The sequence below is a fragment of the Streptomyces sp. NBC_00310 genome, from assembly GCF_036208085.1.
Taxonomy (GTDB): domain Bacteria; phylum Actinomycetota; class Actinomycetes; order Streptomycetales; family Streptomycetaceae; genus Streptomyces.
In genome coordinates this window covers 6,316,457-6,340,393 of sequence record NZ_CP130714.1, presented here as the reverse complement: position 1 = coordinate 6,340,393, position 23,937 = coordinate 6,316,457, and the positions used below count along the sequence as shown (strand labels likewise).

Genomic DNA, 23,937 nt, shown 5'->3' with positions numbered 1-23,937 from the left:
CAGCTTGATCGGCTACACCACGACAAGGCAACGCCAGTGCGTTAAGGATGTGTGCGCTCTGTCAAGAGGGCGGGACCTCTGGTAGTTCGCATGGTGTCGAAGCCATTGCGAGTGTCCCGGAGGTCCCGTTGCCTCAGAATTCTGTCAGCGTCAGCTCCGGCGCGACAGCCCTGGACGTGTACGCGCCCGGCCATCTGGGCGAGTTGACCGAGATCATCGACCCCGAGTTAGTCGACGCGGTTCTGGAGGACACCGGTGTCCGCACGCAGCGGCTGCGGCTGCTCCCGGCGCGCGTCGTGGTGTACTTCGTGCTGGCCCTCGCCTTCTTCGAGCGATCCTCCTATCAGGCGGTATGGGCCAAACTCACGGCGGGACTGGGCAGCGTGCCCGTGCCCCGCCCGTGCCCCTCGTCGCTGGCACGTGCCCGGCGCCGGCTGGGAAGCGGACCGCTGCGCCACCTGTTCTCGATCCTGGCTGGACCTGTGGCCGACCACCGCCAGTCCTGCGCCTTCTACCAGGGCCTGCGCCTGGTCGCCGTGGACGGCACCACCCTGTCCGCCCCCGACGAGGAAGCAGTGACCTGGCATTTTCGCAAACACATCGGCAGGGTCCGCTCGTTCGGCTACCCGCTGGTGCGCCTGGTGGCCCTCGTGGAGTGCGGCACACGGGCTTTGGTGGACGCGGTCTTCGGACCCGACGACGTCGGCGAACTCGCCTACGCGCGCCGCCTGCTGGGACATCTGGACCCATCGATGCTCCTGCTGGCCGACGCCTACTACGACGCGTTCGACTTCCTTGAAGCCGTGCAGGACACCGGGGCCCGTTTCGTGCTCCGCTCGACCCGCAAGCGGCGCCCGACCGTGCGCCGCCCCCTGCCCGACGGTTCCTACCTCACCGCGGTCCTGCCGCGCCGCCACCGTGCCAGGGCAAGCGGGCAGCGGGTGGAAGTGCGGGTGGTCGAGGCGTGGCTCACCGTCGTCCTCGCCGACGGCACGCGGCGCACGGAGCTGTGGCGGCTGCTGACCAATCTTCTGGATGCCGAACGCCACCCCGCAGACGACCTGCTGCGGCTCTACCACCGGCGCTGGCAGGCGGAGACCTGCTACTTCTCTCTGAAGTCCACGATCCTGGACGGGCGAGTGCTGCGTTCCCGCAGTGTCCCCGGTCTTGAGCAGGAGATCTTCGCACTGCTGACGGTCTACCAGGCGCTGGTCCGCATGGCCGGCGATGTCACGACGGCCACGCCGGGACTGTCTGTTCAGCGGGTGAGCTTCACCGTTCTCTTCCAGGCCGCCGCGGACCAGATCATCGCCGCCCCGGGGCCTGCCCGGGGCAGTACGGCATCGTTGATCGGGGCCATCGGCCGGGCCGCGCTGGCCAACCTCCTCCCCGAACAGCGCCGCCAGCGCCTGAAAGCCCGCTACCGCAAGACGTCCAGCAAGTACCAGTTCCAGCGGGACCAACATCCGCGCACCGTGCAGGCGTACACGCTGGACTTCAAGATGGTCAAGGACGGAGACATTGACGCCGGGCCTGACGGCTAACGCAACGGTGTTGCACGACAAGGGACGCCACCCGTGATTGTCGCATGGGCACAACAACTGTTCCCTTCCCAACCTCCAGTTGCGCGGCCAAACAGGAGCCAATCTGCACGATGCCTGCACGCATGGCCACCAAATGGCCACCACGTCATTCCGAACAGGCCGAGGCGGACCGATAGCAAGCGGCAAAAGGCCAGTTCACAGCCTTGCAAAGCAGAATCACTACCGAGCGCCAACCTGGGACCTACGCATTACGATGCATAGCCCTCGAGTGTCCGATCCATCCGAATTCCAAGGTCAATAAAACCAAGAAACCCCAGGTCAAAGGCACGACCTGGGGTTCTCCATGGAGCCGCCTTCGGGATTCGAACCCGAGACCTACGCATTACGAGACCGTAGGGGATCATGCTGCCTCGTACCAGCTGGTACTACCTGATGCTGTCCTGCCTGATCAGAGCGGTTGCGGTGTCCTGATCGGCGATGCCTCGTGCCGCGCCGTCCAAAGGCGTCCGGCCACCGGCTGGCCACCGGGGGCGTCGCTGAGCAGCGCAGCGAGGTGTCGGGGTCGAGTTGTAGGTGACCTCCAACAAGCCACTGCCGACCTTTCACCAGCCCGCCCGCCCCGTCCTGGGTCAACGGCCCCACGGCCGCGCCGCCGTCAGTTCGAGCCGAAGACCTCACTGCCGCATTTCGCAGCACCGCTCCATTCGATCCTCGCATTACTGATGATCAGCGTTGCGGCGAAAGCCTCGGGCCAGGGCGACGTACTGGGCATCGAAGGCGCTCAGGTTTGCGTGGAGAGCCGGAACGGTGTTCGACTCCACATCAACGCCAAACCCTGGACACCCTGTGTCGTACTCGGCAGACTGACGAGGATTCGACGACCCACCCGCCGCAGCCGTCGTCCGCTGGCGTTGGCATCAAATGTCCGGAGCCTCACCAGAATCCATTCTGGTGAGGCCCTCTGTAGTCGCTGAGATGCCAAGGGGCGGACTGTCGGCAGATGTCGCCAGCCCCTCTCAGCTATTCGGTCCTGGCCCGCATGAGAGCGTCGGCGGCCCTCCGTAAGGCTGTCTTCAGCCTCTCTCGCTCGTCGCGCACCTGGTCAACTTTCTTGCCGGACGCCTGGTAGGCCGTTTCGAACGCGCCCCACGCCTCGATAGCCCCAAGTAGCGCCTCAGAAGAGGCCCGTCCTCGCTCAAACTGTTCCCGAAATCCCAGGGGCGGCTCATGACTCCCCATCCACAGTTCGAGCCGGGCATGTTCGGCCATGTAGTGCGCGGCCAGTTCGACCACGTCGTTACCGACGATGTTGCTGCCGATCACCTGCACACCGAGGTTGAGTGCGGGCGATGCCGTCGGGGTGCACAACTGCTCAGGCACCTCGCTGGACGGCTGCGGGCCTCTCAGCCACTCCCAGTCTCCCGGCATCACAACCTCCTTCGTTCAAAGATCGTTTCCAGCAGCAGGCACCGCGCGGCGTCACAACGGGTACCTGTTCACCACGCCGCCGGGCCGTGCGATCGACCCGACCAACCTCACGCGTACCTTCACCATTCTCCTCCGCAAGGCCGGCCTCCGCCGCATCCATTTCCACGACCTCCGGCACTCGACCGCCGCCTTGCTCCTAGAGCAGGGGGTTGAGCTGGTTGTGATCAAGGAGCTCCTCGGCCACGCTCACATCGGCGTCACCGCCACCGTCTACGCCCACGTCCGACTCCGCCTCCAGCGCGCCCTCGACCACCCCTGACATACGTACGGCAACGGCGGCGGACACCTGGTGTCCGCCGCCGTTGCCGTCAACTACTGCCGTCAACCCGAATAGAAGTCCCGTTGGACGATGCCCCACATGGCCGAGATTCGCTAACAAGAATCAGATCTCGGCCAAGGATCGAGTCCCGGATCGGAGTGCAGACAGATCAGTGGACGATTCGCGCAGACTGCCAATTCCAGGGAGTCTTCGAAGGTGGAACCAAGCTCCCAAATCCAACCCATACCAGCAGCAACCACCCTCCCTCCAGCTTCGACGAATACGCTTGAATAACTAAGCCATTCACCGATAGGGAAATACTCCCCACCGAGAACACCCTCCACTTCTGTTGCTAGATCACGCTGCCCTGATCCAGCGGCGAAGGGATCGAAATTGTAGGGCTCGTCATTGTTGAAGTTCGGGCCAACTCGATTGACCGGCTCGATTGAGAGTCCTCCCACCGCCGCGAGGATTTCCTCTGCCAATGGGTGGGATCGGTACCCTTCGCCCTCCAACGGATTCACCCATTGGCCAGCTTCAACCTTCCTGCCAGCGCTCCATCCGGACGCAATAAGCGCCCCAAGCAGATCCTCGCTGAGCAAGTCGAAGCGAATCAGGGACATCAGTCGATCTCCAGGTCTTCCAGCAGTCGGCCACAACGGCCGCAGGGGTGAGCCGGTTCACCATGCCCATCCGTATTCGATGTCGGCATGGAGTTATTCCGCGTCCTTACCGTTCGCATGGTCCCCCCCTGATGGCCTCGGGCCCCTCCGCCGCCTGCGCCTGAATTAGACAGTGCACCTCCGCGCACCCTCCATGGTGACCTGCCCGATCGAGTGCATCCGCCAACGGCCCTTCTGCCTGCTGGCCATGCTTATTGCGGCCGTAGTACTTCGCCCCTGAAGGAGATGTGTACTCAGAGGCAAATTTCACACCAGGTTCGTTGCGAACGCTGTCGGCATAGTCACCTAGGTTGCAGTTGTGAACGAGTACCGGTGTAGCCCCCGCCAGCACATAGTACGTATGGATCGCGGTGACGGTGAGGTCGTGTGTGCGCTGTCGGCGTTCGAAGTAGCGGACGTCCTCAACCGTCGCTGTGGTGCCGGAGGCCGTGCGCAGGGTCATGCCCGGGGTGAGTTCGCCGGCCTGTAGCCAGCGGTTCTCCGAGACCACCCAGAAGGGGTGTGTGATCGTCGCCGTCAGTGACTTCGAGTTGATCGTCAGGTCGACGAAGTGCTTGTCGTCCTCCGTGACGATCGTGCCCGCGACCTCGCGGACGACCGTGCGGCCGGTCTTCGGGTCCGTGACCGTGACCTTGTCGCCCGGTCTGATGTCCTTGATCTTCTTGCGTTTTCCGTCGGCCAGAAGGACGTCGGTGTCGGGCAGGAAGCTGTGGCACTTGGGCTTCCCACCACCAACTGCACTCTTGATCCTGTCGACGGCGACAAGGGCCTTCTCCCGCGCCTTGGCCAGGTTGGCCCGTGCCTTGTTGAGCCGCTCGGACGCCTTCGACATGTCCCTCAGGCCGCCGAAGAGGTCCCCCAGCAGGCCGGTGACGCGTTTGGCCAACTGGATGCCCTTGCGCATGTTCCAGGGCATGCCGTATTTCGCCAGGAGTTTGCCGGCGATACCACCCGCGAAACTGCCCGCGATGGTCAACATCGTCTCGCCACAGGCGGCCAGATCACCGCTGGAAAAACAGTCCAACGCGGCGCTGACGCCGAGGATGTCCATGACGATTTTGACGAGCTCCTTGCCCGCCGACCTAAACCGCTGCTGGGCGGAGGAATGCTGCTGCTCCGCGGCAGCGACGTCCTGCGTCGCCCGGCCGACCTCGGCACTGCCACCAGAGCAGGCCGGGTCGACGGGGTTCGGGCACCAAGCCCCCTGACTACGGTAGTTGCCGTGGATGTCGCAGCTCATGGACCGGCCGTTTCGGCATTCGAACAGGCCTGTCGGGTCGGACAGCGTCACGGGGGTGTTGCTCGCGTAGGCGTACCCGTTCATCTGCTGCGGCCGCGTGTAGTCGATGACCGGGTCCGCCGAGATGAACTTGCCGAGGTCCGGATCGTATTCGCGGGCTCCGACGTGGACCAGGCCGGTCGAGGCGTCGATCGTGCCGCCGACGAAGCCCTTCTCGCCCGGCCAGGTGCCCGTCTCCGGTGACAGCTTGCCTCGGGCCGCGCCGTAGGGGTCGGTACGCCGTTGGGTGACGGCACCGCTCACCGCGTCGACGGCGAGGTCGCCGGTGCCGTGGTGGTCGGAGGAGAGGAACGAGACCTTGTTGTCCGAGGTGCGGATCGCGATCGTCTGACCGGCGTACGAGTAGTGGCGCGTCGCTGTGACGGCGGTGGAGCCCGTCTTCAGCTCCAGTTCCATACCCGGCAGGTAGAGCGTGGTCGCATCCGCCGTGGTGCGCTTGATCCGCGCGCCGCCCGCGTCGTACAGGAACGAGGTCTCGGCGCCGTCGGCCTCAGTGGCCTTGGTCAGCTTGCCGGTCGCGTCCCAGTCGAGGCTCTGGGTGTCGCCCCCGATGGTGCGCTTGAGGGTGTTGCCGGAGACGTCGTACTGGTACGTCTGCTGCCGGTCCCCGGTCGGAGTCGTCTCGGCGACCTTGGTCACCTGGTGCGGGCCGCCGTCGCCAGTCTCGCCCGGGGTGCCGTCCTGGTCACCGTCCTGGTAGGTGAAGGTCCGTGTGGTGTTCTTGGCGGCGTTCAGGGACGGGTCGTGGCGGATCTCCTGAGTGCGGTTGCCTATGTCGTCGACCGACCAGCTCGTCCAGTAAGGGGACGGCCCGCCGAGCGGGTTGGTGCTCGGGGCGGCGTCGCAGGCGGTGGGCTTCTTGCCGGCGTAGTCGGCGGTCCCGCCGATCGTGCCCTCGCCCTCGGCCGTGGTGGCGGTGGCCGCCGGTGTCCAGGCGTCGACGAGTCGGGCCTGGCCGTCGTAGGCGAAGCACTGCACGTCGAGTGTCGAACTGCTCGCCGGGGCTGCGGTGTCGGTGATGGACAGGACGTTGCCGGACTGGTCGTAGGAGTAGTGCTGGTCCTTGGCGACCGTGGCGGTGGAGCCGACCTTCACCGTGGCCCGGGTGAGGCGGTCGGTGCCCTTCTCGTAGTAGAAGTTCTTCTCCGTGCGAGGGCCGCCGGTGCTCAGGGAGAGCTGGAGCAGCTGGCTGGTGTTGGACCAGACCGTGCCGGTGACGTAGGTCGAGGTGGCGCTGGCCATGGTGAGCGGGCGCTGGAGTTCGTCGTATGTGTACTTCAGGCTCTCGGTGGGCAGTCCGCCGGCCGCCGGCACGCCGGTGGAGGCGACCGTGCCGTCCCGGTTGTAGGCGGTGGTGAAGGGGTAGGTGCCCGCGAGCTTCCCCTCCGAGGCCGGGACCGTGTAGTTGGTCGTCAGCGGCCGGTAGAAGGTGTCGAAGGTGGCGACGACTGTGGAGTACGCCTCGCCGTTCGGCAGGAAGCGGTAGCTGGCGTGGGAGTAGCCGAGCGAACCGGAGCGGTCGTACCTGGTCTCCGTCAGCTTGGTGCCTTCGGACACCGCCCCTTCCCAGGTCGACTTGGGCCGGCCCAGGCTGTCGTACTCGGTGGACAGGATCCGTTGCTGGGCGTCCTTGGTGGACGTCAGGCGGTCGGACTCGTCGTAGTTGAGGATGGTCTCGCCGGCGTCCGGGTCGACCTTGCGGACCAGGCGGCCGCGCTGGTCGTAGTCGTGGCGCCAGGTGTTGCCCTTGGAGTCGGTGACGGTGGCCAGTTCACCGGCCGCCGTGTGGGTGTACTTGGTGACCGTGCGCTCGGAGCCCGGGCCGGTCGGGACGGGTGTGTGGCCCTTGTAGTGCCACAGCTCCTTGACCTTGCCCTCGGCGTCGGTGACCGTCGTGGTCGCCACACCGCCGGGAGGCGGGTCGCTGTGCGTCATGTTGCCGTCGTACGAGGTGGTGTTTCGCCACTGTTCGTATCCGGCGATGGTGAAGATCTCGGCGGTGGTGCGTCCCAGGCCGTCGTACTCGTAGCGCGTCTGGTTGGCGACGTCTCCGTTGGTCACGGTGAGCAGCTCGTCGGAGGCGGCACCGGCCGCGTAGTACGTCTCGTTGGCCCGCTTCACCGCGCCGGTGGAACCGTAGAACGAATCGGCCACCATCCGGCCGCCGGTGGGCCCCTCGGTGGCGACCCGCGAAGTCCGGGTCTAGGCGAACGACTTCGGCTCGCCCCAGCGGCCGTGGCAGACCTGCAGCTTGTAGAACATCCGCAGGCGGTGCCTGGGCTTGAAGCACACCGCGCCGGCGATGTTCACCTGCCCACCGCGGCGACCGGCCACCCGCACCACCGGCCGGGCCCCGCGCAGCGCCCACGTGCGCCCTTCGGCGGGATCAGCGACTGCCTGCTCTCGTCCGCGAAGCAGATATGGGCGCCCAGGTCGTGCGCGGTACTTTTACCCGCGGCCACACCTCGGCCTTCCACACCTCGATCGCCGCCTCGTCCCGTTCCAGCGCCCGACGGACCGGCGCCTGGCAGCTCCAGCCATGCCGCCGCAGCCGCCACACCCCCTGGACCGTGTAGCCGACGTGGAACAGCCGCCCGATCAACCACTTCACGCGCTTGAGCGTCCAGCCCTGGTCCTCGTCATCGAAGCCGTGAGCCAGCGGGCCCCGCTTCAACTCCCCCTCCAGCCTCTGCCACTGCGTCGGCGACAACCGTTTCGACCGCCATCGGCCCCGCCGACGCCAGCGCTGCTGCTCCACCCCGCCACCTGCGCACCGACCGTTCCGTCACCCGCAGCTCCGCCGCGATCCGCGCCGTGCCCGCCCCGGCCTCGAGCCCCTCGGCCTCCTCCACCCGCACGGCCTCCCGCTTCTCCTGCTCCGCGGGCGTCAGCCCGCCCCTTGCGCATACCGCATAAGGACGTCGTACCGCAGGGATCACCACTCGTCACGACCGCCCGGACATCGCCGATTCAACCTGAGTATCGACAGGGAATCCCCCTCGCCGGGCGACCAAGCTTCGCGCCAGAGATCAGTTTTCGACTTGGAGAGACGGGAAGTTCGCCGACACGACCTGCAACCGCGTCACGCACACAAAGGCTCCAACAGAAACGATGAGCTGCCCACACGTGTGGGCAGCTCATCGTTATTCCCTGCCAGGTCAGGTGACGAGCTACGGAGCCCCTATGCGTAGAAATTCGGCATAGATTTGATGCAGCAGAACTGCATATCGATAATGGGCGTCGACAACTTCTCGCTCTTCGACGGCCATGCTTTCGCCGAATCGTTCCAGGCGAGAGATAACCCCTTCAAGCAACCCCATGACGTCCGCCCTGCTCGGGCTGAATATCCCCTCGTCAACAAAAAGGATCACCTGGGTCACATGTTCGTCGGCGAGAGCTAGGTCGCCATGAATGAGTGCAAGGTTCTCTCCTGCGCGCAACAGATTCTCACCGCGGCGTAGACTGGGAAATGGCAAGGATCGCCAGAGGGCGTAGCTCTCCATGAAATCCGACAACGACTCGTCCTCTCATTGGTCGGCACCATACCAGAAGGTTACGGCCTTGCCGCCGGGGCCGGTGATCCCGCCCTTACCCGTCTGGGGATCCACGTATTTTATCCCGCGCGCACCGTCCGCCAGCGTCTCCAAGCTGGCGTTGAGCCCCTTCTTCCCTCCTGGCTGGGCAATTCCAGTCGCCCAGTCTTGCGCATCCTGGAGGTACTGCTCACGCGTGACACCGCGCCCCTTTGCATGCTTGTCCCAGTGGTATTCAAACTGATCCTGCGAAGATCTGCCGCTGGGGTTATGGAAGACGTCGTCGATCTTCTCGGGGCACAATCCCGAATTGTGCACCAGTACGGGCACTGTACCGGCGAGCACATAGTACGTGTGCAGGTCATCGACGGTGAGGTTGTACGTGCGGACGTTGTCCTCGTACGTACGGTTCGCCGTGACGACGACGGTGTCGCCCTCGTCCGTGAGCAGGCTCATGCCCGGCGTAAGGCCGCCTGCCTCGATCCAGCCCTGCTCCGACGGAGACCAGAACGGGTGCTCGTACGTCGCGGTCAGCTTCTCGATGCCGTCCTCAGTCGCAATGGACAGCTCGTTGAAGTGCTTGTCATCCTCGGTGATGATGAGGTGCGTGACCTTCCGGGAGCCGGTCTCACCGGTCTCAGGGTCAGTAGCGAGGACCTCGTCGCCGACCTCGATGTCCTCGATGTCCTTGGTCGAACCGTCGGCCATCTGGACGCCTGTACCGGCGAGGAAGCACTTGGTGCAGCCGCTGGCCTCCTTCTCTCTTCTCCTTTCTCTGTCCTTGGATTGCTTCCGCAGCTGCTTCTTGAAGAGCTGCTTCAGGGCGAACTTTCCGATCCCGAAACCACCGGCGAACACCGACCCGACATCCATGACGGTCTTCGTCCCCTGATACACGTCAGAGTCGGGATCGGCGCCAAACCCCTCAACCAGCTCCTGGTACTTGTCCTGGGTACCGCCGCAGTCCGGGTTCGTGCCGCTCCAGCACCAGGGCTCAACCATTTCGTATACATCCGCGCTTTCGGCGAAGAAGTCTCCGATGCCCCCCGCAAGGTCTTTCCAGCTACCCACAGATCTGGGATCCGCCGGTTCGACGTTGCCGCAGATTCTGGGCGGCATGCACGAGCTGCTGCCTGATGAGGCGTAGTTGGCGCTTCCTCCGGTGGACATACCACCCGAGCTGGATGAACCCGACTGCCTCATGCTGACGGCTTGGGCTGCAACGATGGCCCTCCCGACCTGGCGGGCCAAGAAAAGCAGGATGGCGGAGGCGCGGAATTTACCATCGGGGTCGGCGAAGGTGACCGGATTGTTGCTGCTGTAGGAGTAGCCGTTGACCTGTTGGGGGTCGGTGAGGTCGATGACCGGGTCCACGCTGACGAAGCGCCCGGTGGAGGGGTCGTACTCGCGTGCTCCGAGGTGGGTGAGGCCGGTCGGCTCCTTGGTGCCACCGACGAATCCCCGCTCGCCCACCCACGCCTTGGCGGCCTCGCCCCGGTCCTCGCCGAACGGCTTCATCTGGCGCCGGGTCACGGTCTGGGTGGCGGCATCCACCTGCACGCTCGCCGTGCCGTTGTGGTCGGCGGCGGTCCAGGTCAGACCCGCCGTCGTGCGCACCGCGACGGTCTGCCCGCTGTGGCTGTAGTAGCGGGTGGCCTCGACTTTGCCACTCGCCTTGTCCAGCCTCAGTTCAGTTTCGCCCAGGTAGAGCGTGGTGCCGGTGGTGTCCCGGCGGATCAGCCGATTACCGTCGGCGTCGTTCAGGTACTCCGTCGCCGTCTTGTCCGCCTCGGTGACCTTTTCGAGGCTGCCCTCGGCGTTGAAGTCGAGGTCCTGCGGCTTGCCGCCCAGCGTCCGTATGTCGGTGTTTCCGGCCAAGTCGTAGGTGTAGCTCGTCGTACCGGTGACCGTGCCGTCCGTCTTCTTGGTCTCGGTGGAGGCCAGGGCGTGCGGGCGGGGCTGGTCGGCCGTCTTGTAGGTGTACGAGGTGGTGGCGTCAGCCAGGTGGTCGGTGGCCGTCTTGCGGTTGCCCGCGCTGTCGTAGGTGAACGACTGCCAGTACGGTCCCGGGCCGCCGACGTTCGTCTTGGCGGGTGCGGTGGCGCAGTCGGCCGTCGTCGTCCAGGCCGTCTTCAGACGACGGTGGCCGTCAAAGGTGAAGCACTGCCGGTCACTGGGGCTGGTGGCCTTGTCCTCGACCTCGACCGGGTTGCCGGCCGTGTCGTAGCGGTAGTGGACGTCGGAATCCGTGCCGGTGTGCGTCTCGGAGACCACGCTCTGACGCGCGAGGCGCTTGGTGCCGGTCTCGTAGCTACGGTTGATCTCCGTCCAGTCCGCGAGGGGCGAGACACCGAGGGTGGTGCGGATCTGCTCACCGGCAGGCAGGTAGTCCGTGTTCTGGACGATGCCCGTCAGGCCCTGGAGGGTGTCCGGCATGCGCTGCTCGGTGTAGCCGTACGTCAGCACCTCCTGCGCGAGGCCGCCCATCGCGGGGATGGTCCGCTTCTGCAGCGTGCCGTCGAGGTTGTAGGCGTTGGCGATGGTCCACGTTCCGTTGGAACCGGCCAGAGCCCCCTCGGTCTTGCTGATCGTGTACTGCTCGCTGAGGACCTGATAGATCTTGCTGTACTTGGCGTTGGTCTGGGCGTAGACGCTGCCGCCCTTGCCCCCGACGTACCTGATCGCTGACGTCAACTCGCCCTTGGCGATGGAGTCGTAGGTCCAGCGCGCCAGGTACTTGGAGTCCTCGGGCGCCGGCTGGCCGTTGACCACGGGAATCTTGCCGTCGAGTCTGCCGGTCGGGCGGCCGAGCACGTCATACGTGAGCCCGATCGACTTGCCCCGTGCGTCGGTCGTGGAGACGACCTGGTCGAGATCGTTGAACTCGGACGAGCTTCCACCAGCGTCGGGGTCCGTGGTGCTGTCCTTGCGGCCCAGGAAGTCGTATCCGTACGCCCAGGTATTGCCGTCGTCGTCCCTGACACTGGTCAACCGGTCGGCGTGGTCGTATCCATAGGTGAACCGGGCAAACTTCGTGCTCACCGCGTTGCCGTCGTACTCCAGCTTCTCGACCGTACGACCCCGGGCATCGACCTTCTCCCGAATGGCCGAGGCACCCGCCGGGGGCTCCACAATCGTGGAATCGCCGTCATGGGTGTGCTTGGTCCGTGAGAACTCCTTGCCGTTGGCGAGGACCTTTTCGATCGTCACCCTCCCGGCGCCGTCGATCACCGTCTCCGTACCCGCTGGCGCCGCGGTGAGCAGCGTGGCGAGCTTGCCGGAGGGCGCGGTGGTGTCGACGTAGTCGGTCGAGGTCTCGACAGTCAGACCACGGGTGTCGTACTTGGCCTCCGTGATCATCCGTCCGGCACCGGACGCGGCGGGTGCTTGTGTCTGCCGCAGCCTGAGCAGAGCGTCGTAGATCTCGTAGGTGGTCTGGTATGTGGCGCCGTCGTTGTTCAGGGACTTGGTCGCCACCCACGACGCGGCCGTGTTCTGCAACTTGTACTCGAACTGGTAGCTGGCCGTCTGACCGGCGGCGCGGTCCCGGTTGGCGAGCCACACATCGGTGAGCTGACCAAAGCTGTCGTACGCCAACTCTGTGCGGTTGCCGTTGGGGTCGGTGGTCGAGGTACGCACTCCCCAGTCAGGGGCGATCTCGGTGGTAGTGGCGTGGTCGAGCGCGTTGGTCTCGACGGTCTCGGTGAGCGGCCCTCCCGCGGCCGGGGTGTACTCGATGTGCGAGACCCGGGTGCCTCTGGTGTCGTACGAGTCCGTCACACGGCCGAGCGCGTCGTACTTGGTGGTGTTGACGGTCTGGAGTTTGGCCGTGGAACCGTCGTAGCCAGTCACCCTCTCGACCCGGGTCACATCACCCTTCGTGGGCGACTTCCCCCAGTCCTGGTCGTCGTACGACGTCCGCACATCCGAGATCACGTCGGTTGTCTTCGGATCTGCGGTCCGCTTCGGGGTCGCGGCACATCCGGTGGACACCTTCTCCACCCGCTTGGGCAGGGCGAGAATCCACGCCGAGGTGTTGGTGGCGTACTCCGTGACGGTGCAGTCCTTTTCCCCTGCCGCGTCCGTCTCCACCTTCAGCGGCAGGCCGCTGGTCGGGTCGTACGTCGTCGTCTTGGCCGTCGTCACCTCTCCGCCGCCCGACAGCGCGGTACGGGAGACCGAGGTCTCGGTGCGGACCATGTACGCGTTGACCGTGCCGTAGGAGTGCTTGTCCGTGGCCGTCGTGCGGGACCAGGGGGTATTGACGGTCGCGGAGACCTCGGGACCGTTCACGCCGTTGTAGGTGATCTGCTCGCGCAGCTGGCCCGCGAACTGTTCCGCGTCCGTCTTCACCACACCCTTGGAGTCGGTGACCGTCTCCTTGCGGGTGGTGTCGTCGGACTGCTTGTCGCCGTCCATGCCCCGGTAGTAGAGGGATATGGACTTCGACTGGGTGCCGGAAGGTTCACCGGTGGTCGTGGTCACCTTCTGGTAGCCGCGCCAGATGCCCCAGGTCCGGTATTTGGCCTGGGTGATGGGCGACTCGTCGTCGTACGCCCAAGCACCGCCGCCGCTGTAGGTGTAGTCCGTCTGCTTCAGCGGGGCATCGCCGGTCGGGTCGGACTCGGTGACCTGGGTGACGACGTACTTGTGGAAGAAGTCGGTGCGCGGCTTGGGGTCGGTGCCCGGGGTCGGGTTGGACGGTGGGATCCACTTGACCGGGTAGCAGCGCCGGGTGTTCGCGTCCAGCTTGGGGGGGACGTCGCTGCCGGCGACGCAGTCCTCTTTGGAGTAATTCACCGTCAGCTTGGAGCCGGTCTCCGAAGTGACCGTACGGACTCGCCACTTGATGAAGGGGGCGACGTCGTCGCCGGTGCGGTCGACGCGGTTGTGCAGCTGGATGCCGCTGAAGGTCACGGCGGGCAGGGAGGCGTCGGTGCCCGCCTTACCGGTGCGCTTGATCGAGTCCAGCCACAGACCGGCGTCCGAGCCGTCGCCCGGGTCGGGGAAGGTCTGCCCCAGGTGCCAGGCGTTGACGGCGCGGTAGTCGGTGTCGGCGCTGCCGGAGCCGTCGTGCACCTGGGTGGTGACGTCGGTGAGGCGCTTGCGGGTGAAGAACGACGGGCTGGGCTGGTCGGTGCAGGGCTTGTCGGCCGCGCAGATCTGGTCGAACGGGACGTCCGGCCAGGCGTTGCGGTTGGACGAGGTGAGCGAGCCGCACGTCTCGCCGCCGGAGACCGGCAGACAGCGCTCGGCGACCGTGAACTTGACACGGGCTGCGGCGGGCTGGGTGGTGGAGAAGATCGTGTCGGTGCGCTGGCCGTAGTCGATGCGCTTGAGCCAGCCGTTGCGGACGTATTCGGTGCCGTTGCCGGTGGTGCCGTTCTTGGCGTAGTGGTTGAGTTCCTTGTCGTACCAGTACGTCATGACGTTGCCGTGGGGGTCCACGACGTAGTCGAGGTTCCACCGCCAGGCCTGTGTCTTGGCGCGGCCGGAGAAGGAGTCGCCGGAGGAGTATCCGGGCTCGCCGGAGTCGTCGCCGAAGACGGGGAGCGTCCATACGGAGTTGGTCTCGGCCTTGCCCGAACTCCAGCCGGGCAGCCGGTTCTTGCCGAAGACGTACTGGGTTCCGTCGGTCGAGGTGACCGTCCAGAACTCGCCCTTGTCGCCGTTCTCCCCGGTGTCACCGTCGTCGCCGTTGACGGCGCCGGTGTCGTGGACGACCCGCTCGCCGTCGTCGCTCTTGGGCCGCCACTTGCCGCCCTCCTTCACCAGGGGCGTCGACTTGCCGTTGAGGACGAGGGAGGCGTTGTCCTCCTTCCAGCACTGGTCGTACTTCTTGTCCTGGCCGTCGTCCTCACAACTGCCGTACGCCCGCTCGACGTACGAGGTCGACAGGTCGAAGCCCTCGCCGACCCAGGACGGCTGCGCGCTGGTGGAGGAGGTGCGGCCGTCCACGCTCTGCGCGGAGTAGCCGATGGACAGGTTCGGCGCCGGGCCCGCCGGGGCCGGCGGCGTCTCCAGCGGGTAGTTCCAGGTGAAGTCGCCGTTGGAACCGCCGGCGGACCAGGTGGAGGAGGCCGCCAGCGGGGTGGCCTCGTAGGTGCCCTGGTCGGAGCCGGCCGCGGCGGACAGGGCCATGACCATGGCGGCGGGCTTGGCGGCCATCGCGGTCCGGGTCTTCGTACCGGCCGTGGTCGCCTTCGGAGTGGTGATCTGCGCGGTGACCGTCTCGGCCTCGCCGTCGTTCTCCGACGCCACCGGGATGGTTTTACGGCACTCCGCCTTCTCCGGCGTGGTCAGGGCGCACGCGGGGAGCTGCACGAGACGCAGGCGTGAGGACCAGTTGCCGCTGTAGGCGTCGGCGAAGGAGCTGTAGTCGATCGTGGCGCCGAGACTTGCGGCGCCGGTGTCTCCGTCAGCGCGGGCGACCGTGAAGACCACGCCGTCGATGCCGAGCCGGTCGGTGGTCTTCCGGTCGAGAACGCGGACCTTGGCCTCATCGGGGGCCTCGGCGGTCTTTGTGACCCCAGCGGTCTTGTCGTTGGGCTGGGCGAGCGTGATGGGCAGCCCGGCGGCCTTGACCGACTTCTTGCTGTTCTCCGGCGGCAGGTCGACCGTCACCGCCGATGCCCCCGGCCACGTCACCTTCGCGCGAGCCTTGGCAAGCGTTCTGCGGGTGGCGGCCTCCGTCGGGTCCTTGACCTTGGTGACCTTCGGGTCGAAGGGCTCGGCCTTGCCGTACTTGGCCTTCTGCAGGGCTGTGTGATCGCGGTCCGCCGCGGCTGCCTGCGCCGGTGCGGCACTCAGCAGACCAGCGACGACCGCTGATGACAAAGGCAGGACAACGGCGGCCAGACGATGCCGGCTCGCTCTGCTCCATGCCCATCTTTTGGGCAGCAGTGAGCTGTTCCTGGACAACACTTGGGGGGTGCTCCTGGATTCTGAGTTGTGAGGGCGTACCGGGCCCGTGGCCCGGTACGCCTCTGGAGAGGAGGAAGGGAGGGGTTACTCGACCGGAACGGGCGGCTCGTCAACCGTCGCGAGCTGCGTGATCTCGTCGTCGGACAGGACACCGGCGTACACACGTAGGTCGTCGAGCTGGCCGGGCAGGGCGTTGCCCCACTCTCCGTTGTCGTGACGGCGTGCGCCGCCGACCATCAGAGGGCCTGTGGGCTGGAAGGCTTCCTCGCTCAGGACGCCGTCCTCGTCGCCCTGTCGTTGCCCGGACACATAGAGATGGATGGACTTGTTCACCGAGTCGAAGACGGCGACGACGTGCACCCAGCCACCGGGCGAGTTGACCTCGTCCGAGACAGCCGCGACGGCGGGGCCGCCCAGAACGTCCGTCTCGTACCGTCCGAAGTTCCAGTCACCGATGACCTGGCCCGCCTCTTGGCGGTACCAGAGGCGCAACGAGTTCCGCTCGGCGCCCGGGTGCGAGAAGACGCTCGGGGAATGCGCGACGGTGGTGTCGTCGAGCTTCGACTGAGCGGCCAGGTTGACCCAGCCGGCCAGACTGAAGCTGCCGGACTCGTCCAGTGAGACGGTGGAGGTGGCCCTGCCCAGTTTCTCGGCGTCGAGTTCCAGGACGTTGCCGTGGGCCGGATCCTCAGTTGCGGCGAAGGCTGCGCCCGTCTGGAGTTGGAGCGGGTTGCCCCGGCCGGTGGCGTCCGCCGCCGTGGCGCCGGATGCCTCGTCGAAGCCCCAGTTGGCGAGGAGCGCGGGCTCTGTCCTGCCGGTCGCCGGGTTCAGGGTGTTGGCAATCGACCACATCTCGTTCTCGAAGACCACACGGTCCCAGACCTGGACCTGGTCCAGGTCACCCTCAAAGTAGTCCGTGTACGTACCCGATCCCTTCATACGGCCGACCTCGAAGGAGCCCTTCGCCGCCCACGGTGTGGTGAACTCCGTGGCCGCCTGGAGCTGTCCGTTGACATACAGACGGATCTGCTTCTTGTTGTGGTCGTACACACCCATCAGATGGGTCCACGCACCCACAACCGGCGGCTTCTTGGCCACCGCGCGGACGATCGTCGGATCATCGTTGTCGGCCGAGTACCGGTTGAAGATCCAACGGTCATACGTCTGCGAGTAGTAGATCTGGAAGGTGCCAACGCGGGAACCGCTCTGTGAGACCACGGTGGAGATGTGATCCTTCGCGGTCAGCCGGGCCCAGGCGGAGACGGTGAAGCTGTTGGTGGTGTCCAGAACTGATGTACTGGAGCCCGCACTGCTTGTGCCGTTGGCTCGCAAGCCGCCACCGAGCCGGGCCTTGTCCGTCCAGGACGCTGAGGTCAGTGCCAGCGGCCGGTTCTTGCCCGAACTGTCGGCAGCAGTGGCGCCGCTGCCGTCGTCCAGTTTCCAGCTCGCCACGGGATCAGATCCCTTTGCCACCTTGAACAGGTAGTCGTAGTGGGCGCTCGGGTTCCCCGCCCCGTCGTAGGTCTGCACCCGCAGGGTGTTGGTCAGCCGTTTGTCGGGCGCCGCCTCGATCCCGTACGTCGAGGTGTTGGCCGTGAACGTCTTGCTGCCGAGCTTCGCCCCGTTGAGCCACCAGTCGTAACGGCGCACGTCACTGGCACCCGCGTCGATCTTGAATCCAGCAGTCATGCCGACGCTGCCCAGTTCCGGGTCGGCGGCCTCACAGACCGTGCCGCCGCACTCCTTGTACACGGTCGAGGACACCTTCGGGACCGGCGGCCCCTTGGAGTCCACCCTGAAGTAGCAGTAGCTCGACCAGGGCCCGAACAGAGAGTGGGTGTCACCCTGCCACGTGTACTTGTACTCAGACGCCATCCGCTTTCCGAACGTGTTGCGTTGGTCCGGGATGGGTGGGCATGAACTCCGGTTGGTAGCGGGAGAGATGAGCGTGGTTCGTCCGCTCGTCTGGCTCGTGGAGGTGGTGGCTGGTGCCGTCGGTGCTCGGTCTGCTGGAAGCCCGGGAGAAGAGAGTTCGGGAAGAGATCGCGCGGTTGCGGGAGGAGGCCGAGCAGGTGCAGGCCGCGCTCGGTGAGGCGGAAGGAGCCCTTCAGCGGCTGGTGGATGCCCGGGCGACGGTGGCCGAGGTGCTGGCCGAGCCGTCTTCGGCAGTCGCGGAGCCGGTGCGGGGCGCCATGGCGGGTTCACCGGTGCCGCACCGGATCGACGGCATGGCGGCGTCGGTACTCGCGCCGGATTATCAGCAGATCGTGTCGGTGCTGGAGTCGGAGGCGGGCCGAGAGGGGATGCGCTGCCAGCAGCTGGCCGTGGCCCTCGGCCTTCAGGCGGTCCCGGCGAAGGTCGAGGGACTGCGGTCGAAGGCGAAACGCCTGGTGGAGCGAGGGTGGGCCCTCCAGGTGCGGCCGGGGGTGTTCACCGCGCTCGAAGGGCCGGCCGGCTGAAAGCACCTGGGCGGCGTCCGGCCAGGCGGCCGCTCATAAGCATGGTCATCGACCACAGCACCATGGCCTCGTGCATGGCGGGCAGCGTCTCGTAGTCACGCGCCAGACGACGTGAGCGCATCAGCCAGCTCAGCGTTCTTTCCACCACCCACCTGCGGGGCAGCACCACGAACCCGGTGGTGTCGTCGGTGCGTTTGACGATGTCGAGGGTGAGCTGGAGTTTCTCGGCTGCCCAGTCGACCAGGCGCCCGGCATAGCCGCCGTCCGCCCACACCAGGCGGATGGAGAAGTACATCTTCCGAAGCCGCTCGAGCAGGGGGACGGCGGCGTCGCGGTCCTGCACGCTCGCCGCGGTCACAGCCACGGCCAGGACCATGCCGAGGCAGTCCACCACCAGGTGCCGCTTGCGGCCGCCCACCTTCTTCCCGCCGTCCCAGCCGGAGGTGGAGCGCGGGATGTTCGCCGCTGCCCGCACCGACTGTGAGTCCACGATGGCAGCAGTCGGATCCACCGTGCGGCCTTCCTTCTGGCGGACCTTGTCGCGCAGCCGGTCGTGGAGCTCGGCGAGCAGACCCGTGATCTGCCAGCGGCGGGCGAAAGCATGCACCCGCCGATACGGCGGGAAGTCCGCAGGCAGGTTGACCCACTTGACGCCGTTGTCGGCCACATAGCGGACCGCGTCGATCATCTGCCGGTGGCAGAAGCCCTCCGGCCGCCCGCCCCGGCCCTCCAGCCAGGCCGGAACCGGCAGCACTGCCCGGATGACCTGCCACTCCGCCTCCGTCATGTCGGAGGCGTAGCACGCAGTGCGGTCCGGCCGGTCTGCCGCGTTGCCGAACCTGTGCGCGAGGCAGTCACACGACAGGGAAGGCGAGTTGGACTCCACGCACGCGAGCGCGAAAGACTGCGGCAACAGGGCCTCCTGGTGCTTGGTTTGGTTCGCACCCCCGAGCTACCAAGAGGCCCTGCTGTCATGCGCCGACTCTCGCGCGATCACCCGATCAGGAACCCTGTTCGAGCAGGCCAACTCCGTGATCGATAAGCGGATGGCGTCTCAGTACGGGCGCGGAACTTGTAGGTGACAGCTTGGTCCAAGGCGGCCGTGACCACTGTTCCGGCCGTGCCGCTGTCCGTCCATGTGGACGGCTTCAGCGAGGTCTCCGTGGTGCTGCTGCCCTTGTACAACTCGAAGTTGGGGCGCAGCGAGGCGTTGGAGGCATCGCTTGATGTCGGTGTCGCGGTCAACCGCGGAGTGGTGTCCCGAATCTGTGCCGGGGCGGAAGAAGCCGAGCAGGAGACCTTGGGATCGGACATCTTCACCGAAGAGGGCTTGCTGTTCGGCGGAGTCACGTAGGTGATCGACAGCCGGGGCTTCCGGGAGGACGTGGCGTCGGGGTCCAGCGGAGACAGGAACTGCTTCCACGCGATCGGATCGTCCTCGTCGGCCCGCAGTCCAAGCGTGGTGAGAGTGTCCTTCGCCTTCGCGGTGTGCGCGACGGCCGCCGTGGCGTCGAACTCGATGTCCCCGTCCGGACAGTCGGAGGAGTGGCCCTTGGCAGCGGAGACCGTGTCGACCTTCGCAAGCCACTTCGGCGGCTTGTTCCACGTCGTCGAGGAGAAGATCTGGCTCGTGCGATAGAGGTCGACGTCATGCTTCACACAGTTCGCCGACCAGATCGCATACGGCGTGAAGGTCGCGTTCACGATCTTCTTGCCAGCCACCCTCCGGGTGTCGAACTGGAAGAGCGAACGCGACTTCTTGTTGTCCACAAACGCGTCATAGCCCACGCCCAGCGCGTGCTTGGTCTTCCAGAGGCTGGTGCCCGGCGAGTTGGACCACAGAGCCGTCCACCCTGTCAGGGTCGCTTTGACCGCCGGTGGATCGAGAACGACGGGGTACGCAGTCGCGCTGCTGGCAAGGAAGTCCTGATCCGGAACGATGGAGAGGGCGTCGTTGGTGACGTCTGTGTCCATGACAGCCGTACGCGACCGGGGACTCGCGCCGAGGGTGTCGGCTGCGCTCTCCGCGGCGAACCCGGAAACCGTGGAGGCGCTCTGCGCCGCACTGCCGACCTTCGCTGTGGTCGTGCCTGCGTCCCACATAAGAGCCGATCCACTGGAGATCACGGCATGTCCCGAACCATCCACAAAGGTGGCCGCGCCGGAGTCGTCCGTGCGCACGGACAGCCCCTTGGCCTCGACCGGGAAACTCACCTTCTCCAGGGCCGGGTTGGCGGCGGCCTCGCGGCTGTGGACCACCAAGTGGTACGTAAATCCGTCCGGGTGGGCCTGCACAGCGAGGTCCACGTCGGGAAGCACCGACCGGTACACGGCCGACGAACCGTCGACCTCCGGCTTCGGCAGCGCCCACGGGGACGACACCGCGTACTTCTTGCCGGCCGTCACCATCCGGGCCAGCGGTTCGCCGGTACCGCCGCCGGAGAAACGGATGTCCTCGGCGGCGCGCGGCGCGAGGCCGCCGTCCGGCCGGGTGACGAGCGTGGTGTCGACATCCGTCCACTCACCGGCCTTGAGAACCCGCTCGGGCGAGGCCGCCGTTTCGGCGGTGAATGTCCCGTCGGGATTGGCTACCACCCGGCTGGTCGACGACGTCAACTCGCCGATCTCCACGCTTTTGCCGGAGGCGACGGCCTTCTTGGAGGCCCGTTGCTCGGGTGTGGCGGCCGGAAGCGCGTCGTCCTCCCAGAACTCCTTGCCCCGCGCCCCCTCGTCAGCCGGAGTGCTAGAACCCCCCGTGTCCATGCCCGCCGCCTGGACCGGGACGGCCTGTAAGCCGCCCGCTAGTACCAGCACGGCCGAGGCGACGGTCATCGCCCCGCGCACGGCTCTGTTGCGACTGGTTGGTCGCACCTTCCCCCCTGCGTTCTTTATTTTTTGATTATTTGTTGAACGAAGGGAGGGTAGCTGGTGAGGAGATCTTTACCAAGAGTGCTCGGTGACGGTCATCTCACACTCCGCTTACGGCGCGCCGCCTGGCAAGCAGCCACCACTCACCCCGGGCCCCCCTCCTATCGTGGAGACCGTGACCGGCGGGATAGTTGGGGTCATGGCATCCAGGAAGCGCATCTACGACGCCGAGTTCCGCCAGGGCGCGGTGTGGAATCGCGGCGGAGACCGGTAAGCCAAACCCGGAAGTGGCTGAGGATCTGGGCCTCCACCCGAGGACGTTGCGCAGCTGGGTGTCGCAGACGCGCGCAACAGGTCGCCGTCGTAGGACTGGCCGGTGGCCGAGCCAGCGAGGGCAAGCTGAGCTTGGCGACGGTCATCGACCTGTCCTCCTCCCGTAGCGTGCTCGGCTACGCGATGACGGCCCGTCATGCGCCGACCTGGCCATCGCGCCCCTGGGTGTTCCGCGGGCCGGAACCGGTGCCGGTGCCGTTCTTGACCTGCAGGAGATCGGGATCGCGTACGCCGGGGCACGGCTCCAGTTCGGGCCACTTCACACCGGGCTGAGGACTCCACGGCAAGTCTCTGCACTATGCAGACCGCACAAAAGAAGGGGCACCTGGGACAGCACCTGCGGTGCCGAGATCGGATGCTCCCTGCACGCACGCTGCACAAATGGCCACCGGATGGCCACCGGCGATCACTCCGAAATTCGATGCAGAAGCCCTCAAGACCATGAACTCGCAGGTCACAGCGGCGCACCGAAAAACGGATACAAGCTGTGAACCGGAGACCTACGCATTTCGATGCGCAGACCAGCAGTGCCCGATTCGTCGGATATCCAAGGTCAACGAAAACAGAAAACCCCAGGTCAAAGGCCTGACCTGGGGTTCACCATAGAGCCGCCTTCGGGATTCGAACCCGAGACCTACGCATTACGAGTGCGTTGCTCTGGCCATCTGAGCTAAGGCGGCGTGCTGTCCGCACTATGGTGCGATCGGCAACGACGGTAAGTCTACACATTTTCCGGGGTGCTCCGAACCAAGGGCCGGAGCACCCCGGGGGCGGGCCCGGGCGGTCATCGCCCAGGCCGGCGATCAGGACGCTGAGCAGCGCTTTCCGTCGGTCGGGGGTGTGCCGCGCAGGAGGTAGGCGTTGATCGCGGAGTCGACGCAGGAGCTGCCGCGGCCGTAGGCGGTGTGGCCGTCGCCGTCGTAGGTGAGGAGGCGGGCGGAGGAAAGCTGGGAGGCGAGGGCCTGGGCCCAGCGGTAGGGGGTGGCGGGGTCGCGGGTGGTGCCGACGACCACGATCGGGGCGGCTCCCCTGGCCTCGATACGGTGTGGCGCGCCCGTCGGCTTCACCGGCCAGTACGCGCAGTTCAGGGAGGCCCACGCGAGGGCCCGGCCGAAGACCGGGGAGGTCTTCTCGAACGCGGGCAGGGCCCGTTCGACCTCCTCGGGGGTGTCATAGGCGGCCGGGAGGTCGAGGCAGTTCACGGCGGCGTTGGCGTACATCAGGTTGGAGTAGGTGCCGTCGGGGTCGCGTTCGAAGTAGCTGTCCGAGAGGGCCAGCAGGCCGGCGCCGTCGTTCTTCCTGACCGCCTCGGTGAGTGCCTGGCGCAGTTGGGGCCAGGCACCCTCGTCGTACATCGCCGCGATCACGCCCGTCGTGGCCAGGGACTCGCCGAGCCGTCGCCCGTCGGCGTCACCGGTCGGCAGCGGCCGCACGTCCAGCCGCTCGAAGAGCCCGCGCAGATTCTCGGCGACCTGCGCGGGCGTGCTCCCCAGCGCGCAGTCCTTCCGCCTCACACAGTCCTTCGCGAAGGACTGGAAGGCGGTCTCGAAGCCCGCCGTCTGCTCCTGGTTGAGCCGGTGGGCGGGCAGCGACGGGTCCAGCGCGCCGTCCAGCACCAGCCGGCCGACCCGCTCGGGGAACAGCCCCGCGTACGTCGCGCCGAGGAACGTCCCGTACGAGGCTCCGACGTACGTCAGCTTCTCGTCGCCCAGTACGGCCCGCAGGACGTCCATGTCCCGGGCCGCCTCGACGGTGGAGACATGCCGCAGCAGCTTCGGCGCACGCGCCCCGCACCCCTCTGCGAACCGCTTGTACGCGGTGGCCAGTTCAGCCGTCTCCCCCCTGTCGTCCGGGGTGAGATCCGTCTGCGTGTACCTGTCCATCTGGCGCCCGGTGAGACACTCCACCGGCTCACTGCCGGCCACGCCCCGGGGGTCGACGGCCACCATGTCGTACCGCGCCCGCACCTTGGCCGGGTAGCCGATGCCGGCGTACCTCTGCACATAGCCGACCGCCGACCCGCCCGGCCCGCCCGGGTTGACCAGCAGCGAGCCGAGCCGCTCACCAGGGCCGGTCGCCTTCCTCCGCGAGACGGCCAGCTTGATGTCGCCCTCGCTCGGCTTCGCGTAGTCGAGGGGGGCCTTCATCGTGGCGCACTGGAAACCGGGGATCTCGCAGGTGCGCCAGCTCAGCTTCTGCTCGTAGTACGGGGCCAGCACCGACGGGGTCGCACGCGGCAGCGCGCCGAGGACGGGCCCCCCGTCCACCGTGCCGTCCACCGCTCTGGCCGCCGTACCGGCCGCCGTACTGGAAGCGCCGGAGGAGCAGCCCGCGACGAGCAGCGCGGCGGCAGCGAGCAACGCGCCGCCGACCCGCAGGGACCGGTTCGGCCGAGAAGTACGCCTGGTGTGCATCTCGCGAGCGTAACCAGAAGCACCCAATCGATCACGAACGGCGACGAATGCTCCTCGTACGAGTGACGGAGTCAACCGAACGCGCCACCCGCCCCCGCCGCCCACCGCCCCCCACTCCGAGCGGCCCACCCA

General features: G+C 66.6%; 12 protein-coding genes, 1 tRNA gene and 1 pseudogene. 3 read left to right on the top strand and 11 right to left on the bottom strand.

The window, feature by feature from the left end:
* The first annotated feature begins 128 nt into the window (after positions 1–128).
* Positions 129–1,544: an IS4 family transposase gene (locus OG202_RS27780; protein WP_327731830.1), complete on the top strand. Its 1,416-nt coding sequence runs from the start codon at positions 129–131 to the stop codon at positions 1,542–1,544.
* 1,020 nt (positions 1,545–2,564) lie between these two features.
* On the opposite strand, the gene OG202_RS27775 is transcribed toward OG202_RS27780, so the two are convergent.
* Positions 2,565–2,972, bottom strand: coding sequence for a hypothetical protein (locus tag OG202_RS27775; protein ID WP_328224802.1), 408 nt, complete (start codon positions 2,970–2,972; stop codon positions 2,565–2,567).
* Positions 2,973–2,988: 16 nt separating this feature from the next.
* Between OG202_RS27775 and OG202_RS27770 the strand changes: the two are divergent.
* Positions 2,989–3,291, top strand: a pseudogene (locus OG202_RS27770) (tyrosine-type recombinase/integrase); the annotation flags it as partial.
* Between the two features lie 113 nt (positions 3,292–3,404).
* On the opposite strand, the gene OG202_RS27765 reads toward OG202_RS27770, so the two are convergent.
* The 6 genes from OG202_RS27765 to OG202_RS27740 form a co-directional block, all read right to left on the bottom strand.
* Entirely contained in the window at positions 3,405–3,914 is a 510-nt protein-coding gene (locus OG202_RS27765) for an SUKH-3 domain-containing protein (RefSeq protein ID WP_328223779.1), read from the bottom strand.
* A gap of 106 nt (positions 3,915–4,020) precedes the next feature.
* Positions 4,021–7,431, bottom strand: a complete 3,411-nt coding sequence (locus OG202_RS27760) for an RHS repeat-associated core domain-containing protein (RefSeq protein WP_328223778.1) — start codon at positions 7,429–7,431, stop codon at positions 4,021–4,023.
* Positions 7,432–7,660: 229 nt separating this feature from the next.
* A complete protein-coding gene (locus OG202_RS27755; RefSeq protein ID WP_327728404.1) occupies positions 7,661–8,032 on the bottom strand; it encodes a helix-turn-helix domain-containing protein in 372 nt (123 codons plus the stop codon).
* Between the two features lie 412 nt (positions 8,033–8,444).
* Positions 8,445–8,789, bottom strand: coding sequence for a hypothetical protein (locus OG202_RS27750; protein ID WP_327728405.1), 345 nt, complete (start codon positions 8,787–8,789; stop codon positions 8,445–8,447).
* Between the two features lie 12 nt (positions 8,790–8,801).
* Positions 8,802–15,644, bottom strand: a complete 6,843-nt coding sequence (locus OG202_RS27745; protein ID WP_327728406.1) for a polymorphic toxin-type HINT domain-containing protein — start codon at positions 15,642–15,644, stop codon at positions 8,802–8,804.
* Between the two features lie 171 nt (positions 15,645–15,815).
* Positions 15,816–17,606, bottom strand: a complete 1,791-nt coding sequence (locus OG202_RS27740) for a LamG domain-containing protein (protein WP_328223777.1) — start codon at positions 17,604–17,606, stop codon at positions 15,816–15,818.
* Positions 17,607–17,719: 113 nt separating this feature from the next.
* Between OG202_RS27740 and OG202_RS27735 the strand changes: the two genes are divergently transcribed.
* Positions 17,720–18,190, top strand: a complete 471-nt coding sequence (locus OG202_RS27735) for a hypothetical protein (RefSeq protein WP_319073433.1) — start codon at positions 17,720–17,722, stop codon at positions 18,188–18,190.
* Here OG202_RS27735 and OG202_RS27730 read toward each other — a convergent pair.
* The 4 genes from OG202_RS27730 to OG202_RS27715 all read right to left on the bottom strand — a co-directional run bounded on the left by OG202_RS27730 (position 18,162) and on the right by OG202_RS27715 (position 23,805).
* Positions 18,162–18,977 (bottom strand): IS5 family transposase, encoded by an 816-nt coding sequence (locus OG202_RS27730; protein WP_326584653.1) that lies wholly within the window; start codon positions 18,975–18,977, stop codon positions 18,162–18,164. The two genes, OG202_RS27735 and OG202_RS27730, sit on opposite strands and share 29 nt — an antisense overlap.
* Before the next feature lie 206 nt (positions 18,978–19,183).
* A complete protein-coding gene (locus OG202_RS27725; protein ID WP_328223776.1) occupies positions 19,184–21,061 on the bottom strand; it encodes a hypothetical protein in 1,878 nt (625 codons plus the stop codon).
* Positions 21,062–21,997: 936 nt separating this feature from the next.
* Positions 21,998–22,071, bottom strand: a tRNA-Thr gene (locus tag OG202_RS27720).
* Positions 22,072–22,194: 123 nt separating this feature from the next.
* Positions 22,195–23,805: an alpha/beta hydrolase gene (locus OG202_RS27715; protein WP_327728412.1), complete on the bottom strand. Its 1,611-nt coding sequence runs from the start codon at positions 23,803–23,805 to the stop codon at positions 22,195–22,197.
* Between the last annotated feature and the right edge of the window lie 132 nt (positions 23,806–23,937).

Bases quoted from the DNA above. Each gene is read 5' to 3' on its own strand.
- OG202_RS27775 (WP_328224802.1), bottom strand. From the start codon at position 2,972: ATGCCGGGAGACTGGGAGTGGCTGAGAGGCCCGCAGCCGTCCAGCGAG.
- OG202_RS27760 (WP_328223778.1), bottom strand. From the start codon at position 7,431: ATGGTGGCCGATTCGTTCTACGGTTCCACCGGCGCGGTGAAGCGGGCC.
- OG202_RS27715 (WP_327728412.1), bottom strand. From the start codon at position 23,805: ATGCACACCAGGCGTACTTCTCGGCCGAACCGGTCCCTGCGGGTCGGC.
- OG202_RS27730 (WP_326584653.1), bottom strand. From the start codon at position 18,977: ATGACGGAGGCGGAGTGGCAGGTCATCCGGGCAGTGCTGCCGGTTCCG.
- OG202_RS27765 (WP_328223779.1), bottom strand. From the start codon at position 3,914: ATGTCCCTGATTCGCTTCGACTTGCTCAGCGAGGATCTGCTTGGGGCG.
- OG202_RS27740 (WP_328223777.1), bottom strand. From the start codon at position 17,606: ATGGCGTCTGAGTACAAGTACACGTGGCAGGGTGACACCCACTCTCTG.